9 protein-coding genes and 1 pseudogene are annotated in these 16,808 nt (G+C 65.1%); 8 read left to right on the forward strand and 2 right to left on the reverse strand.

All coding sequences use genetic code 11. The annotated features are described in order from the left end of the window. Positions 1-57: 57 nt before the first annotated feature. The 7 genes and pseudogenes from FRAQA3DRAFT_RS05900 (at position 58) to FRAQA3DRAFT_RS05925 (ending at position 14,926) form a co-directional block, all read left to right on the forward strand. A complete protein-coding gene (locus tag FRAQA3DRAFT_RS05900) occupies positions 58-3,468 on the forward strand; it encodes a helicase-related protein (protein WP_009738150.1) in 3,411 nt (1,136 codons plus the stop codon). Then, positions 3,468-3,962, forward strand: a complete 495-nt coding sequence (locus tag FRAQA3DRAFT_RS34625) for a hypothetical protein (protein WP_009738151.1) — start codon at positions 3,468-3,470, stop codon at positions 3,960-3,962. The genes FRAQA3DRAFT_RS05900 and FRAQA3DRAFT_RS34625 overlap by 1 nt, the downstream gene beginning before the upstream one ends. Positions 3,963-4,634: 672 nt before the next feature. Next, positions 4,635-4,991 (forward strand): hypothetical protein, encoded by a 357-nt coding sequence (locus FRAQA3DRAFT_RS34630; protein ID WP_009738152.1) that lies wholly within the window; start codon positions 4,635-4,637, stop codon positions 4,989-4,991. 10 nt (positions 4,992-5,001) lie between these two features. Beyond that, a complete protein-coding gene (locus tag FRAQA3DRAFT_RS05915) occupies positions 5,002-7,749 on the forward strand; it encodes an AAA family ATPase (protein ID WP_035920624.1) in 2,748 nt (915 codons plus the stop codon). Between the two features lie 510 nt (positions 7,750-8,259). Then, positions 8,260-8,701 (forward strand): annotated as a pseudogene (locus FRAQA3DRAFT_RS32520) (transposase family protein); the annotation flags it as partial. 110 nt (positions 8,702-8,811) lie between these two features. After that, complete coding sequence (locus FRAQA3DRAFT_RS05920) at positions 8,812-11,565, forward strand: DUF1156 domain-containing protein (protein ID WP_009738154.1); 2,754 nt, start codon at positions 8,812-8,814, stop codon at positions 11,563-11,565. A gap of 1 nt (position 11,566) precedes the next feature. Further along, entirely contained in the window at positions 11,567-14,926 is a 3,360-nt protein-coding gene (locus FRAQA3DRAFT_RS05925) for a Swt1 family HEPN domain-containing protein (protein WP_009738155.1), read from the forward strand. 142 nt (positions 14,927-15,068) lie between these two features. Here the strand turns inward: FRAQA3DRAFT_RS05925 and FRAQA3DRAFT_RS05930 are convergent, their stop codons facing one another. Together FRAQA3DRAFT_RS05930 and FRAQA3DRAFT_RS05935 are read right to left on the reverse strand one after the other, a co-directional pair. Beyond that, positions 15,069-15,395 carry a helix-turn-helix transcriptional regulator gene (locus tag FRAQA3DRAFT_RS05930; protein ID WP_009738156.1) on the reverse strand — a complete coding sequence of 109 codons (327 nt, stop codon included), beginning with the start codon at positions 15,393-15,395 and terminating at the stop codon, positions 15,069-15,071. After that, on the reverse strand, positions 15,392-15,754 hold the full coding sequence (locus FRAQA3DRAFT_RS05935) for a type II toxin-antitoxin system RelE/ParE family toxin (protein WP_035920625.1): 363 nt from the start codon (positions 15,752-15,754) through the stop codon (positions 15,392-15,394). The genes FRAQA3DRAFT_RS05930 and FRAQA3DRAFT_RS05935 overlap by 4 nt, the downstream gene beginning before the upstream one ends. A 319-nt stretch (positions 15,755-16,073) precedes the next feature. On the opposite strand from FRAQA3DRAFT_RS05935, the gene FRAQA3DRAFT_RS32030 reads away from it, so the two are divergent. Next, positions 16,074-16,808, forward strand: a 735-nt coding sequence (locus tag FRAQA3DRAFT_RS32030; RefSeq protein WP_009738158.1) for an IS256 family transposase, incomplete at its 3' end; no start/stop codon positions are given.

Consider the following 16,808-nt stretch of genomic DNA (forward strand, 5'->3'; position numbering starts at 1 on the left):
ATCGGACTGTCGGACTGCTCCAGTAGCGTTAGACGGCTGTCTACCGGGAGGTCAGTCGTGCTGCTGGAGGAGCTCAAGCCAGGGCTGCGCGTCGACGGGCTCATTCCCGCCGAGGTCATCACGGTCATTGCCGCGCAATGGCACGGTGCTGACGCGCTCGAACTGACCTACAAGACCACCGCCGGCGGACTCGGCCAGCAGGTCGTGTTTCGCAAGGACCAGGACAAGCTCGGCGTCGCCCGCACCGGCGGCCGTGCCTTCGACGCCAACGCCAGCGACTTCAAGCTCGTGGCCGAGGCGCAGCGCATCTCGCTGGCCGGGCTCTTCGACCCGATGCTCGCCGTCGCCACCAGCGACGTGCAGCCCCTCCCGCACCAGATCCGCGCGGTGTACGGCGAGCTGCTCCCGCGTACCCCACTGCGCTTCCTGCTCGCCGACGATCCGGGCGCCGGCAAGACGATCATGGCCGGCCTCTACATCAAGGAGCTGCTGCTGCGCGATGATGTGAAGCAGTGCCTCATCGTCGCGCCCGGCGGGCTCGTGGAGCAGTGGCAGGACGAGCTGTTCTTCAAGTTCGGGCTCCGCTTCGATCTGCTGACCAACCAGCTCATCGACTCCCAGGCCAACCTCAACGTCTTCGAGACCCACCCGCTTCTCATCGCCCGGATGGATCAGCTCTCCCGCAACGAGCAGCTTCAGGCCCAGCTCAGAGCGACCGAATGGGATCTGATCGTCGTCGACGAGGCCCACCGCATGGGCGCCCACTACTTCGGCGGCAAGCTGCAGAAGACCAAGCGCTTCCAGCTTGGCGAGCTTCTCGGCGAGATCACCCGCCACCTGCTGCTGATGACCGCGACCCCGCATTCGGGCAAGGAGGAGGACTTCCAGCTCTTCCTCACGCTGCTCGACCGGGACCGGTTCGAGGGCAGGCAGAAGAAGACCACGGACACCAGCGGAATCATGCGCCGCATGGTCAAGGAGGACCTGCGCACCTTCGAGGGCAAGGATCTCTTCCCCGAACGCGTCGCCGAGACCGTTCCCTACGAGCTGACCGCGTTGGAGTACGCCCTCTACGAGGATGTCACCCACTACGTCCGCGAGGGGATGGACCGGGCCGACCGGCTCGGTGGCAAGCGCAAGAACACCGTCGGCTTCGCCCTCACCGTTCTTCAGCGGCGCCTCGCCTCCAGCCCGGAGGCGATCTACCAGAGCCTCGTCCGCCGGTCCGAGCGCCTGGAGCGCAAACGGCAGGAGATCCTCGACGGCAACCTCCGCGAGCCGGAACCGACAGTCGAGTGGAGTGCGATCGACGCCGACGAGTTCAACGCCGGAGAGATCGAGGAGCTGGAGGAGGAGCTGCTCGATGCCGCCACCGCGGCGCAGACGGTAGCGGAGCTCAACGCCGAGCTGCTCGAGCTGGCCGAGCTGGTGAAGACCGCCAGGCGCGTCCGCGACGCCGGCACCGACCGCAAGTGGACCGAGCTGTCGAACATCCTCCAGGACAACGCGCTGACCACCGACGCGAACGGCTGGCCGCGCAAGCTCATCATCTTCACCGAGCACCGCGACACCCTCGACTACCTCCAGGTCAAGATCGGATCGCTGCTCGGCAAACCCGACACGGTCAAGGCCATTCACGGTGGCGTGCGGCGTGGCGAGCGTCGCCAGATCACCGAGGAGTTCACCAAGAACCGCGAGGTTCAGATTCTCCTGGCGACCGACGCGGCCGGGGAGGGCCTCAACCTCCAGGCGGCCCATCTGATGGTCAACTACGACCTGCCGTGGAACCCCAATCGCATCGAGCAGCGCTTCGGCCGCATTCACCGCATCGGCCAGGGGGAGGTCTGCCGACTGTGGAACCTCGTGGCCGCCAACACGCGTGAGGGCGAGGTCTTCATCCGCCTGCTGGTGAAGCTCGACCAGATGCGCCAGGACTACGGCGGCAAGGTCTTCGACGTCCTCGGCGAAGCCTTCACCGAAACCCCGCTGCGCACGCTCCTGCTCGACGCCATCCAGTACGGCGATCGTCCCGACGTGAAGGCGAGGATGCACGAGGTCATCGACGCCAGCGTCGGCGACGGCCTCAAGGAACTACTCGACGAGCGGGCGCTCGCCTCGGAGCACCTCGCCGAGGCCGACCTCCAGCGGCTGCGCGCGGCGATGGACGCCGCTCGCGCCCGGCGGCTCCAGCCGCACTACATCGAGCTGGCGTTCAAGGCGGCCTTCACCCGACTCGGCGGCCGGATCGCCCGGCGTGAGCAGGGGCGCTACGAGATCGCGAACGTGCCCCAGCACCTCCGCTCGGCCGGCAGGGGGCCGATCGCGACGAAGTACGACCGCGCCACCTTCGACCTTGCCCACGTCCAGCCCGACGGACTCGCTCGGGCCGACCTGCTCGCGCCCGGCCACCCGCTCCACGACGCAGTCCTGGACGAGACCGTCCGGCAGTTCGGCGGCGCGCTGAACCAGGGCACCGTGCTCGTGTCCTCGACCCTCGACCAGCCACACCTGCTCGTCGGCGTCGTCGAGGAGGTCGCCGACGCCACCGGCGAGTCCGTGGCGCGCCGTTTCGGCTACGCCTACGTCGACAGCCACGGCACCGTCAGCCCCGCTGGTCCCGCGCCATACCTGGACTGCGTCGCCGCTCCCGCCAGCCCCGCGACCGACGCCGCACGCGCCCTTGCGTGGCTGGCCGAGGCCGAGGACAAGGCCACGAGCTGGATCATCGCCAACAGGCTCCCCGAGTACCTCGCCGAGATCCAGCCCCGCCGGCTGGCGGAGCTGACGAAAGCCCGTGACCTGGTCACGAAGCGCCTCACCGCGGAGAGCGAGCGTCTGCTGTTCGAGGCGGCGATCGCCTCGGAGAACGAGCAGAAGGGCGAGAAGCCCAAGGAGTCGGCGGAGAGCCTCAACCGCAAGGCGGTCGAGCTCGACCTCCGGCTCCGCCAGCGCCTGCAGCTGCTCGACCAGCAGCAGCTCATGTCCACCAAGCCGCCCCGCCTCGTCACCGCCGCCCTCGTGCTGCCCGTCAGCCTGTTCGAAGACGAACTGCCACCGTCCGCGCCGATGCACGCCAAGGCGACGAAGGAGGTCGAGCGCCGCGGCGTCGACCTGGTCCTGGCACGCGAACGAGAACTCGGCCGCCAGCCCGTCGAGCAGGCGTTCAACAACCCCGGCTTCGACATCCTGTCGACCGATGCCGACGGCGACACCTACCGCCTCGAGGTCAAGGCCCGCCTCGACGGCGCCACCGACTTCTTCGTCACCCACAACGAGGTGATGACCGGCAAGAACGCCGCCCCGCGCTACCGGCTCGCCCTCGTCAAGGTCGACCCGCGCGGGGCGTCCTACGACGAGGTCCGCTACCTCGACGCCCCCTTCGCCACCACCGACCTCGGCGACTTCGATGCCACCGGAATCCGCGGCAACTGGCCCAAGATGTGGGCCAAGGGAAGGACGCCGTTCTAATGACCATGGCCACCGCTGCGACTCTCGTCGCCGTCTTGGCTAATCCACCCCTGACTGACGGTAAGCGCACGTTGGGCCGCGTGGCGTTGGCAGGTGAACTGCTCGGCTTCGCCGAGGTCAAGGTCGTGAACCTGTTCTCGATACCCTCACTGGCAACAGGGGCCATCGACGAGCTTGGCGCGACCGCTACCGGCTGGCTAGCGGCAAGGCCCTCCCTTGAGACAGCGCTCGCCGGGGCAGATGGTGTGTTGCTCGCCTACGGAGCAACCTCTCCCTCCGGTCCGGCACGTACTCACTTCCGTGAGCAGGTCGAGTGGCTGCGAACTCGCCTCGATCAGCTGGCCTTACCAGGTTGGCAGGTTGGCGACGGCCCGCGACATCCGTCCCGGTGGCAACGGTGGACCAATCGGGAGTACCCTGAAATCCCGTTCATCGAGGCGGTGCGACGCAGCCTCGTCGTTGTTCGCACCAATTGCGTCGGGTCTGATCACTAAGTGGTCGGCGCTGGAAGTTCTTCGGGGGTGGTCACGAGGCTGTCGGAAGGGGCGGGGTGCTGGCTGTCGGCGTGGGTGGTGGGATCCGGGCGAGGCGGTTTTCGAGGTCGGTGGCGGTGTACTTCTAGCGGAACAGTGTCGCGGTCGTGTTGCCTCAGGCGCTGAACGCTGTGAGGGCGGTGAGGGCGTCGGTGCTGGCGAAGTCGCAGGGGGAGATGGCTTTCCGGTGGAACAGCGAGAAGAAGATCTCGATCTGGTTCAGCCAGGAGGCGTGTGTCGGGGTGTGGATCAGTATGCAGGTCGGGTGGGCGGTGGTCGGAGCCGTTGTCCACGATCACGAACACCAGGTCCGCGGTGCGGTAGCGGGCCTGGATCATGACCTGGCCGATGAGGTCCATGAACCCGGCGATGCCGGTCGTGGGCGGGGTCGAGGCGGCGGGATGTGCCCGCGGCCGGTAGCGGTATTCGGTGCGGTGCCGTTCGCGCACCGCCTGCACCATCCACCTCACCGCCGACCACACCTGATCATCGAATCTCCCAGCCCGGCAATCACTCACCTCCGCGAAACTCCCAGCGCCAACCACTTGGCTTCGGGCGTCGTCGGTGCGAGACACTGGAGCGATATGAGTATCTGTCTGTAGATGACTGCGTCACCGGTAGGAGGTCCCGCCAGTGACGGCGTTACAAACCGACTCGTCTCGTTGTGCCGTCCATCCGACCGTGACCCAGTTGACTTCAAGGCGGAAGGGCAAGTGCTGGCACGGGCTGCGCGACCAGCTACGGAGCGAGCCGCACTTGGAGAGCGTGATCCATGGCTGGCTCCTCGCAGCTCATTGCGGAAGCACCAACGGCACCTTCGACCGGGTCGGGTCGCTGCCCGCAGAGGTCGCGAGCGTAGCTGGCCGCGTGAACAAACAAATCCGGTTCACGGTGGTCGATGTTCGGCGTTCGCTGTTGGCCTTCAAGACTGAACAGCATGAGCGTCTCGATATCGAAGGTGACTTCGAGCACGATCCTTTGGGGAAGTAGAGCGGGAGCGATGGCGTCAGTAGAACAGCAAGTGCGGAGTGCCGAAAGCGTGATCTGCCAGAACATCGCCAACCCGGTCGGCGACCGAGGCTTCCTCTCTCAGAACGTGCTGGGGCAGCTCCGGAATCTCGTCGAGGGGCTTATCGTCTGGGCGCACCTCAATGATCGCTCGGCTGAGTTCCACTACAACCAGGTCGGGCCGGCATTGAATGTCGTGAAGGCGAAGGGCAAGTTCAGGCTCCTGGGTAGATTTCACGACCTGCTCCAGGCCAGTGTTTCGCACTACACCCTGGATCGCGATCCGTCCGAGCGGTTGATGCTGAAATACTACGAGTACCTACTCCGCACCCGCGATCTCGCACAGGCACAGTTCGGGATCGCGATCCTGCACAACATCGAACAGTTTCCGATCGACCTCGACCCTTCACTGGGTGAGTACTACGAGAAGATTGCGACGCGCATCGAGCGGAAAAGAACGACGCCACCCTCAAGCGCGCGTCGCGAGCGGTACTATATTCACAGCTCACGACCATTCTTCATCGGCGGCCGCATCTATTACGAGGTGACGTTCTATCTCGCCCACAACCGGACGAGCAAGTTCGATCGCATCATCGGGTTCACTGACATTGACGTCACCGATAAATACGCGGCCAATCTAGGGCTGGAGAGCGACACGATCGAAGTTCTTGGCCAGACGATGCCGATTATGCTAATCCGCTCGTGGGAGGTGTCGATCCGTCCGTGCGAGTTTGATAACTTCGCGCGCTTCTTCTACGTCTCACACGACCAGATTCGTACGTCGCACTCCGAGTACCGCAACCTGATGCAGTACCTCACGAGAATGCGCTCAAGTCTGCTTGATCTCGTGGACATGACCGACGCGAGTTACGGCCGGGTCCGCTCCTGGGCACTCGACGGTGCGCAACGTAGTCCGCTGATCTTCCCTGTGCTCGACCGCGCGCGAGCGCTCATACGCGGGAACCGGCCAGGGGCTAGTCTGATGCGGTACCTAATGCTGCGGATGAACAATCGGGTCATCAAGGCGCAGTTCGACGTCAACGAGTGCGATAAGCTATCCCAGCTGCGCGTTTCCTGGAGTTGCAGGCCCTTCGACACTATGCCGTTCTGCACATCACCACGCAGACACAACCCGCGCTTCTCGGATCTTGCCGAGAGCCTGGATGCTCGGAGGCGACCGCACGAGCTACTGGCAAGACGAATCAGGAGCAATGTCGAGCAGCACGGTGTGATCTACACGCCTGTCTCCGACCTGGAAGACTTCGGTGACGTCGACAAGCTAATCGCGCACCATAACCAGCTGCTCCCACCCATTGAACGACACGCACCGCGGAAGCTGGCGCGTGCAAACGGGCATGTGTTCATCGTTGGGTACGAGGACGACACAGTCACGATCATTAAAAAGCTCCAGGCGATCACTGCCGGCGGTATCCCCAACCACAGCAGCCACGTGCGGGCATGGATAAGTGCTAACCCAGGTGTCATCGATGACCCCTTGAAAGCTGATGCTCTGATGGAGCTGTTCGAGCGCTCGAAGGTTGCCGTCGTTTACGGCGCGGCCGGTACGGGAAAATCGACGATGATGAATCACATTGCAAACTACTTCGAGGGCGAACGGAAGCTGTTTCTGGCGCATACCAACCCGGCTGTCGACAACCTGAAGCGACGAGTGCAGGCGCCGAACACCGAGTTCAGCACGATCAGCAAGCACGTGCGCAGCAGTACGTCGTTCGACCCAAAGTACGACGTCCTTGTGATCGACGAGTGCAGCACTGTGGGCAACGCGAGCCTGCTCGAAGTGCTTAAGAAAACATCCTTCGACCTGCTCGTGCTCGTTGGCGACGTCTACCAGATCGAGTCGATCGAGTTCGGCAACTGGTTCAGCATCATCCGTTCGTACATCCCGAGCGAGTCTGTCTTCGAGCTCACAAAGCCTTTCAGAACGAGCGATCAGGCGCTTCTTACACTGTGGGACAGGGTGCGGAACCTGGACAACCACATCGAGGAGTCACTCGCCAAGAACGGCTACTCGACAGTGCTAGGAGACTCGCTTTTCCAGCAACGGAGCGACGATGAGATCGTGCTCTGCCTGAATTATGACGGCCTTTATGGAATCAACAACATCAACCGGTTCCTACAAGCGAGCAATCTGAATCCAGCTGTGACCTGGAGTGAGTCTATGTACAAGGTCGGCGATCCTGTGCTTTTTAATGAGTCTGATCGGTTCCGTCCAGTCATCTTCAACAATCTGAAGGGTAAGATCGTCAAGATCGATCGCGTGCCCGGCCGGATCACGTTTGATGTGAATCTTGAACGGGATGTCACTGCAGCCGACGTGTTCGGCACAGATCTGCGCTGGGTAGAAGGCTCGACTGTTCAGTTCGACGTCTTCGGGCGCGGCGACAGCGATGATGATGACGATACGGTCACCACGATGGTGCCATTTCAGATCGCGTACGCCGTGTCGATCCACAAGGCGCAGGGTCTTGAGTACAATTCGGTTAAGGTTGTCATTACGGATGCTAACGAGGAGAGCATCTCCCACAGCATTTTCTACACCGCGATCACACGCGCTCGGAAGCGCCTTGAAGTGTTTTGGACTCCGGAGACGCAGCAACGAATCCTGAGCGGTCTCGCAGTGCGCGAGAACACGAAGGACGAGAATCTGTTGGGGGTTCGTCGAGGCGTGATCCCTGTTGTGAAGCGACCGAAGCGCCAGAAGGCGCGACAGGGGCCGTAGACGCCGGATCTGCGAAAAGGGCGGAAGCAACCCTAAGCGGTTCGAGCTGCAAGTTCGTCGGGGGTTCGTGATCGTCTGGTCGGGTCGGTCCCTTTTTCAGGCGTCCGCGGCGAGGTGGACGGTGCAGGCGGTGTCGAGGGGCGTCCTGGGGGATGCCGGCGCGGGAGCCGTGGAGTAGGACGGTTTCCTGGTAGCGGTCGTGGACGGCGGAGTGGATCGCGAACCCGAAGGAGTGAGCTGAGCCGCCGTAGCGCAGTCGGCACAGCGGGATCTGTTCACCGTCGGGCAGGATCCCGGCAGCGTAGGCGAACGCGCCGCGGTAGGTGACTCGGTCCGGGCGGGCTGGGGCCAGTTCTTCTCGGCATGGTCGAGCAGCCGCAGCCGCAGCCGCAGCCGCATCGAGGACTTCGTGGACTCCGGGATCGCCGCCATAACCCCTAGTGTGCCGGGCTGTCGCGGCCCGCCCGGTTACGCTCATCGGTCCCGTGCCCGCCCCGTCTGCCCCCGGGGCTGTCCGCCTCCGACGACGGCTGGCCGCTGTGGGTCTCCGGCGTCCGGCCCGGCAGCGAGCATGACTCCACCGCGCTGCGCGCCGCCGGCGCGCAGCCGTTCCTCGCCGAGCGGACAGCCAACCTGCACGAGGTCCTGTTCGACCTCGGAAGGGATAGGAAACCCGGCCGGCCGCTGGTGATCGGCGTACAAGAAGCCCACCGGCGGCGCCCTCACTGACGCAAAGAACACACAACCGGGTCCACAAGGCACTACGCGCTGCCGGTGAACGCGCGAACGCGCGAACGCCCTGTTCAAAGGCACTTTTCGGCTGCTCCACAACATCACGATCGACCCCCGGTGGATCGGACTCGTCGCAAAAGCCACCCTCGTAATTCTCCACACCGAGCATCGCGGGACCGCGGGACACCCAACACACCATCACGGTATTGCAACTATGTAATGCGACCGAGGGTTACTGGGAAAGGCTCGCTAGGTTTGGTCTGCAGGTCGTGATGCCAGGCGCCGCCTGGTTGTGTTCAGCCCAAGGGCTCAGAGGGTCGAGGGAAGTACGTGCAGAAACGGAAGTTGATCGAGGTGGCGCTGCCGCTGGAGGCGATCAACCGGGAGTCTGCTCGGGAGAAGTCCATCCGGCACGGTCACCCGTCGACCCTTCACTTGTGGTGGGCGCGCCGCCCCCTCGCAGCAGCGCGCGCGGTGCTGTTCGCTCAACTCGTCGACGACCCGTCCGCACGGCCGGAGGAGTTCCCTACAGAGGAGCTGCAGCGCAAGGAGCGCGAGCGCCTCCATAAGCTGATCGAGCGGCTTGTGGTGTGGGAGAAGGTCCGTGACGAGAAGCTGCTCGCTGAGGCACGTGTCGAGATTCTCAAGTCCACCGACGGCAATCCACCACCGATCCTTGACCCGTTCGCCGGCGGAGGCACCATTCCGCTGGAGGCGCAGCGGCTCGGTCTCGAGGCGCACGCCTCCGACCTCAACCCGGTCGCCGTACTCATCAACAAAGCGCTCATCGAGATCCCTCCGAAGTTCCGAGACCAGTCCCCCGTCTACCCCGGGCTGGCCGACTCCGAGATCCGTGGCTGGAAGGGCGCCGAGGGCCTGGCCGCCGACGTGCGCGAATACGGCGCCTGGATGCGTGACGAGGCTGAGAAGCGCATCGGCCACCTCTACCCCAAGGCCACCCTCCCCAACGGCACCAAGGCCACGGTCATCGCCTGGATCTGGGCCCGTACCGTCGCCTGCCCCAACCCCGCCTGCGGCATCGAGATGCCCTTGGTCCGCTCCTGGTGGCTAGGGAAGAAAAAGGGCAAGGAGGCGTACGTCGTTCCCGAAATCGTCCCCGACCCCGCCTACCCCTCGGGGCAGCGGGTCGCGTTCACTATCGGACACGATAAGGCCGGTGCACCGACTGCCACCATGGACGGGACCGTGTCGAAGACCGGTGCCCGCTGCCTAGCCTGCGACGCGGCGGCGGAGTTGAAATATGTACGTGCGGAGGGCCGCTCTGGGCGGATCGGTGCTCAGCTCATGGCTGTCGTCGCCGAGGGAAATCGGCAGCGTATCTACCTCGCCCCGACCGACGAGCACGTCAAGGCCGCCAACGTCGAGCGCCCCGACGACGTCCCTGAGGCATCCCTCCCGGCCGAGGCCCTAGGCTTCCGGGTGCAGGCCTACGGCATGACGAGGTGGGCCGACCTGTTCACCAACCGCCAGCTTACCGCACTGACCACGTTCAGCGATCTGGTCTCCGACGCCCGCGAACGAGTCCTCGCCGACGGTGGCACCTATGCGTACGCCGACGCCGTCGCCACCTACCTCGGCATGGGCGTGAGCCGAATGACCGACATTGCGAATGCACTCTGTCGTTGGGAGAACACGAAGGAACAAGTCCGCAACCTGTTCGGGCGCCAAGCGATCTCGATGCTGTGGGACTTCGGTGAGACCAGGCCCTTCGGCAAGGCAGCTGGCGCGTATGAAGTCAGCCTGGGCAACCTAGCGAAGGCGATCACGGACACTGGTGGGCCGATTGGCGAAATCCGCCAGGCTGACGCATCGTCGCGGTCGTACGAGGGCGTGTTAATCAATACGGATCCGCCATATTACGACAACATTGGCTATTCTGACCTTTCCGACTTTTTCTACGTATGGCTACGTAGAACGCTTCGATCCGTGCACCCGGCTCTACTCGCAACGATGTTGGTTCCGAAAGCCGAGGAACTGGTCGCGAACCCGTACCGGCACGACGGGAAGCATGGTGCCCAGCGATTCTTCGAAGACGGCTTTCGTAGCGTCTTCGCGCATGCGAGAGAGTCTGCATGGAGGGACTACCCAATTGCGGTCTGGTATGCCTTCAAGCAGAGCGATTCCGACGAAGCGGGTGAGGCTTCGACGGGTTGGGAAACCCTACTTGAGGGGATGATCAACTCGGGTTGGACGATCACCTCTACTTGGCCGAATCGCAGCGAACTCAGCAACCGCATGCGTGGCCGAGACTCTAACGCGCTGGCGTCCTCGATCGTGCTGTCGCTGCGTCCTCGTCCTGCGGGGGCGCCGACGACGGATCGGCGTGGGTTCATCGCGACGCTTGAGGCGGAACTGCCGGACGCGTTGCGGAAGCTGCAGCAGGGGCAGATCGCGCCGGTGGACCTGCCGCAGGCGGCGATCGGTCCGGGGATGGCGGTCTTCAGTCGCTACGACGCTGTGCTTGAGCCCGACGGCAAGAAGATGACAGTTCGCTCCGCGTTGGCCCGAATCAACGAGATACTCGACCAGGTGCTGAATGAACAGGAGGGCGACTTCGACTCGGCTTCCCGGTTCGCGATCGCCTGGTACCGGCAGCACGGCTACGGCGCCGGCAAGTTCGGTGACGCTGACAGCCTCGCCCGGGCCCGCAACACCAGCGTCGACGTCATGGACCGGGAGAAGATCCTGACGAGCCGGGCTGGCAACGTGCAGCTCATCAGGCCCGCCGACCTGTCGTGGGACTACGACGTGCTGCAGGACAGCCACACCAGCAGCTGGGAGGTTCTCCACCATCTGATCAGGGTCTTGGAGAGCGACGGCATTGCACCGGCCGGAAACTTCCTCCAGCTGGCGTTGAGTCGTAAGGACGGCGCTGTCGATGCCGACCTCATCAAGGAGCTCGCGCACCTGCTCTTCCGCATCGCGGAGGCCAATGGCTGGACGAAGGACGCTTTGAGCTTCAACAGTCTCGTGACGAGCTGGCCTGAGATCCTGGAGGTCGCGCGCACCCGGAAGAGGCCCGCCGAGACACAGGGCGCGATCGACTTCGACGAGGACGAGTGACATGGCGCTGAGCAACCGTGACCGCATCGACGGCATGTTCCAGATCCTTGCCCCGGCGCTGGACGACTTCATCTCGTCGGTGATCGGTCAGGCCGCCCCGGCGCTGGGGGCTGAGTGGACGAAGCTGGTCCAGGCGAAGGACCTCAAGAACGGCGTGCCCGCGGGGAAGAGCTACGACCCGCTCGACCCGCAGGTCCAGTTCCGTGTGCTCACCGAAGGCAACATCACCGGCGCCTACAAGCATGGTTGGTATCCGTTCAACCAGGCTGTCGGGCGTGCCGGCGAGACCTTCGCCAGCGAGCTTCGCGAGGTGCGTAACGAGTGGGCGCACAACGGTTCGTTCACCGACGACGACGCCTACCGCGCTCTCGACACGGGCGAACGCCTGCTCAAGCTCATCGGTGCCAGTGCCGAGGCCGAAGAGGTCCGCGGCATCCGGCTCAACCTGCGTCGGGTGACCGCCGACAAGGATGACAAGAAGGTCCTCAAGGCCGCGGTCGACAATCCCGAGGCCGCCGGACTCAAACCGTGGCGCGAGGTGCTCCAGCCCCACGACGACGTCGCCACCGGCAATTTCCACGCCTCCGAGTTCGCGGCCGACCTGTACAAGGTCGCCACCGGCGGCGAGGTCGACTCCGACTACGCCGACCCGGTCGAGTTCTTCCGGCGCACCTACCTCACCGAAGGCCTGCGCGACCTGGTCGGCCGCGCCGTGCGGCGTCTCTCGGGCGACGACAACGTCTCGCCGGTGATCAACCTCCAGACCAACTTCGGTGGCGGCAAGACCCACTCGATGCTGTCGCTGTGGCACGTGGCCGCCGGACTTCCCGTGGGCAAGTTCCCGCAGGAGACCCAGGAACTGCTCACCGCCAACGGCTATGCCGGCACCAAGGTGAACCGGGTCGCGATCGTGGGCAACCACCTCAGCCCGTCCGGTGCCACCAAGGACGATGGCACCCGCGTCAACACGATCTGGGGTGAGCTGGCCTGGCAGCTCGGCGGTGCCGAGGCGTACGCCATCGTCGCCACCGCGGACAGCAACCGCACCCATCCCGGCGAGGCGCTCCACACGCTGCTGGCAACGTACGCGCCCGCCGTCATCCTGATTGACGAGTGGGTCGCCTACGCCCGCTCACTCGTCGGCCGCGACGACCTCGCGGGCGGCACGTTCGACGATCAGTTCACCTTCGCCCAGTCGCTGACCGAGGCTGCCAAGGGCACCTCAGGCGTCCTGCTGGCGATTTCGATCCCTGCCTCGGAGAGCGGGGTCGACTCCGAGATCGTGGTCGGGAGCGCAGAGGAGGTCGGCGGCGCCAACGGCCTTGAAGCCCTGAAGCGGCTCCAGAATGTCGTGCGGCGGGTGGCTGACCAGTGGCGCCCGGCGTCGCCGACCGAGGCCTACAACATTGTCAGGCAGCGGCTGTTCAAGCAGCCCGACGCCGCCGCGCTCGCCGCGATCGGGGCAACGGCCAAGGCGTACGTGGAGCTGTACCGCAAGTACACCGATGACTTTCCGCGGGAGGCGCGCGACCCGGCGTACGAGTATCGCCTCAGGCAGACCTACCCGATCCACCCGGAGCTGTTCGACACCCTCTACGAGGAGTGGTCCTCGCTGGAGCGCTTCCAGCGCACCCGCGGTGTGCTGCGGCTGATGAGCACGGTGATCCACGCGCTCTGGACGGGCGAGGACGCCTCACCGTTGATCATGCCGGGGTCGATCCCGCTCGCCACCGCGAACGTGAACGCCGAGCTGACGCAGTACCTCCAGGACTCCTGGAAGACGATTATCGACGCCGATGTCGACGGCCCGAACTCCGAACCTGCGCGCATCGATACGGCGAAGCCGCTGTTCGGTCAGCGGGCGCTGACCAGGAGGCTCGCCCGCACGGTGTTCTTCGGTGCCGCCCCGACCGTCGCCCCCGGCTCGGTGCACAAGGGCATCGGTACCCAGCGGGTCTTCCTCGGCACCGCGATCCCCGGCGACGTCCCGGGTAATTTCCACGCCGCGCTGACCCAGCTCGGTGACCGGGCGACGTACTTCTACTCCGGGTCCGGCAAGTACTGGTACGACCTTCAGGCCAACATCACCCGCACCGCCAAGGACCAGGCCGAGCGCCTCCACAAGGAAGATGTGTGGAAGGAGATCGTCACGCGGCTGCTCGGCCAGGGCCGCGTGAAAGGTGACTTCGCTGGCGTTCACGTCTGCCCGGAGACCAACGCCGACCTCCCCGACACGGGCGAGGCGCGCCTCGTCATCCTGCACCCGAAGTTCGCCCACAAGCGGGGCACCGAGTCGGCCGCCAAGAACTTCGCGCAGAAGGCGACCGAGCAGCGCGGCAGCTCCAACCGGACCAACCGCAACATGCTCGTCTACCTCGCCCCCGACGAAGCCCGGCTGGAGGAACTCGACACCGCCACCCGCGACTACCTCGGCTGGAAGCACGTTCTCGACAACGAGGCGGACCTCGACCTGACCCAGAACCAGAAGAATCAGGCCGCCCAGCGCCAAGCCCAGGCCGACCAGACCGTCACAGCCAGGCTCCTGCAGACCTTCACCTGGGCGCTCGTCCCAGCCCAGCCGGAGCCGAACGCGCCGTTCCTCCTGCGCGAGACCAAGGTCGAAGGACAGTCCACCTCGCTCGCCGAGCGGGTGTCCCGCCGCCTCGGCAACGACGGCGATCTCTCGACACAGCAGGCCGCGGCGACGATCCGCCTGGCGATCAGCAAGGTCCCGCAGATCTGGAAGGACGGCCACGTCTCGCTCGGCACCCTGTGGGGGCTCTACAGCCAGTACCCCTACATGCCTCGCCTGCGCGACCGGACAGTGCTCAACGCGGGCGTCATCGACATGCCGCTGCACTGGCAAATCGATGGTTTTGCCCTCGCCGCCGGCTATGACGACTCGGCCGGACGCTACGTCGGGCTGTGGCTGCCCGACGAGGACAAGAACGCCGCGCCGACGGCCACCGACTCGCTGCTACTGGTGCGTCCCGACGTTGCCGTCCAGCAGCGCGCCGCCGAAGTCCCGACGCCGGACCCGGAGAAAAGGCGGAACGAGAACGACGAGAACGACGAGAAGAAGCCCTTCAAGCCGGACCCTGGCCACCGCGGCGTCCATCATCGTGAGCCCAAGACGCGGTTCTACGGCGTGAAGACCCTCAACTCCGACAAGATCGCCCTTGATTTCAAGAACGTCGCCGACGAGATCATCGCCAACCTCCGTCAGGACGGCACCGAGCTCGTCGTGAAGATCGAGATTGAAGCCACGAAGAGCACCGGCTTCGAGGAAGGCCAGGTCCGCACCGTCTCCGAGAACGCCGGGACCCTGAAGTTCGACCAGTCGGGCTTCGAGGAGAGCTGAGCGGCCCACCGGCAGGTATCTGAGTAACATCGAGATTGAGGGTGACCGAGCCTCTGCGCTGGCCCCGTCACCCGTCAACTCTTGGGTCTCCACCCCCCACGAATCAGGCGGGAAAAATCCGCCGGTGGACGCGTAACCACCTTCAGCCGATAACGAGCCGTTCCCCGCCGAAGTCCGCGATGATCTCCAGGTGTCCGCCGAGTGCTTTGACGTAGGCGGCGAGGGTGCGTAGCTCGCTGGCGTCGATGTTGGCCCGCTCGATGGCGGAGACGCGTTCCTGCCGGACGTGCATGCGGTCGGCGACGTCCGCCTGGGTGAGACCCAGGCGCCGACGCATCTCGGCGAGCCGATGGGCGCGGTTCTCCGCCACGAGCCGTCGCGCCCCCGCCTCGACCTCGCGGCGGTCGTGTTCTTCGGGGAAGAACTCGGAGAGGAAGCCGTCTCTGTCGTACCCGTGGGCGGGGCTCATGCGTCACGTTCCTTGAGGTGGAGGGCGTAGCGGGCTTCGGCCAGCGGGATCGCCCTTTCGTACCAGGTTGACCACTGTCCGGCCTTGTCTCCGGCGACGAGCAGGACCGCGCGGCGCTCGGGATCGAAGACGAACAGGATGCGGACCTCGCTGGTTCCGCTTGAGGCGGGCCTGAGTTCCTTGAGGTTGTGGAGTCGTGAGCCCTTGATCCGGTCAACGAGCGGCCGTCCCAGGCTGGGGCCTTCGTGGAGAAGAGCGGTCACAGCCTGGCCGACGAGGATCGCGGTGTTTCGGTCCCTTCGACGTAGGTCATGCAGCCACTCCCGGACCTCGCTGACGATCTCCAGGCGATAGGCCACGGCGTGTCCCCTTCGGAGCAGAGGGTTCAGTACCTGAGTGTACTGCTGCCCCGCCATCGTGCGAGCCAGTCACGTCACAGAACGCTCACTCGGGCGGCGGTAGAACGCGGTACGCAGCGATCACATCGCAGACAGACACCGACCTCGAAGTGCGGCACCACCTTCCGATCCCCACGGCTGCCACAGTGGAGTCCACGGACGTGGTGTACGGATTGTGATCGTCTGACGACTCGCCGGAGTGGCGGTCCGTGACGTGGGACGGCCACCGCGTGATCCTCACGAGAAACCTGTCGTAGTAGCTCGTTGAGGAGGAAACGCGATGGCCGTGCGCCCGACTGTGCCGGACGTGGAGTTCGTGGGCAAGGAACTCGCGGCGGCGAGTCCGGATCTGCTGGGGTCGATGGTGAAGGCGTTCGCGGAGGCGTTGATGGGCGCCGAGGTGGACGGGATCTGCGGGGCGGAATACGGGGAGATATCACCGGAGCGGACGAATCGCCGGAACGGCTACCGGACGCGGGAGTGGGACACGCGGGCCGGGACGATCGACCTGTCGATCCCGAAGCTGCGGCAGGGGTCGTATTTCCCGGAATGGCTGCTGACCCGGAGGAGACGCGCCGAGCAGGCGCTGATCTCGGTGGTCGCCACGTCGTATCTTCTGGGGGTTTCGACGCGCCGGGTGGACAAGCTTGTCGAGCAGCTCGGGGTCGCGCACATCTCGAAGTCGCAGGTGTCGGAGCTCGCGAAGCATCTCGATGGCCAGGTCGAGGCGTTCCGGTCGCGGCCGCTGGATGCCGGGCCGTACCGGTTCGTGCAGGCCGACGCGTTGACGATGAAGGTCCGTGAGGACGGCCGGGTCGTCAACGTCCACTGTCTGCTCGCGGTCGGGGTGAACGGCGACGGGCACCGGGAGATCCTCGGCCTGGAGGTCGTGTCCAGCGAGGACGGTGCCGGCTGGCTGGCGTTCTTCCGGGGCCTGGTCGCCCGGGGGCTGTCCGGGGTGCGGCTGGTGACCTCGGATGCGCACCGCGGTCTGGTGAACGCGATCGCCGCGACT

The organism is Frankia sp. QA3 (assembly GCF_000262465.1).
Lineage (GTDB): Bacteria > Actinomycetota > Actinomycetes > Frankiales > Frankiaceae > Frankia.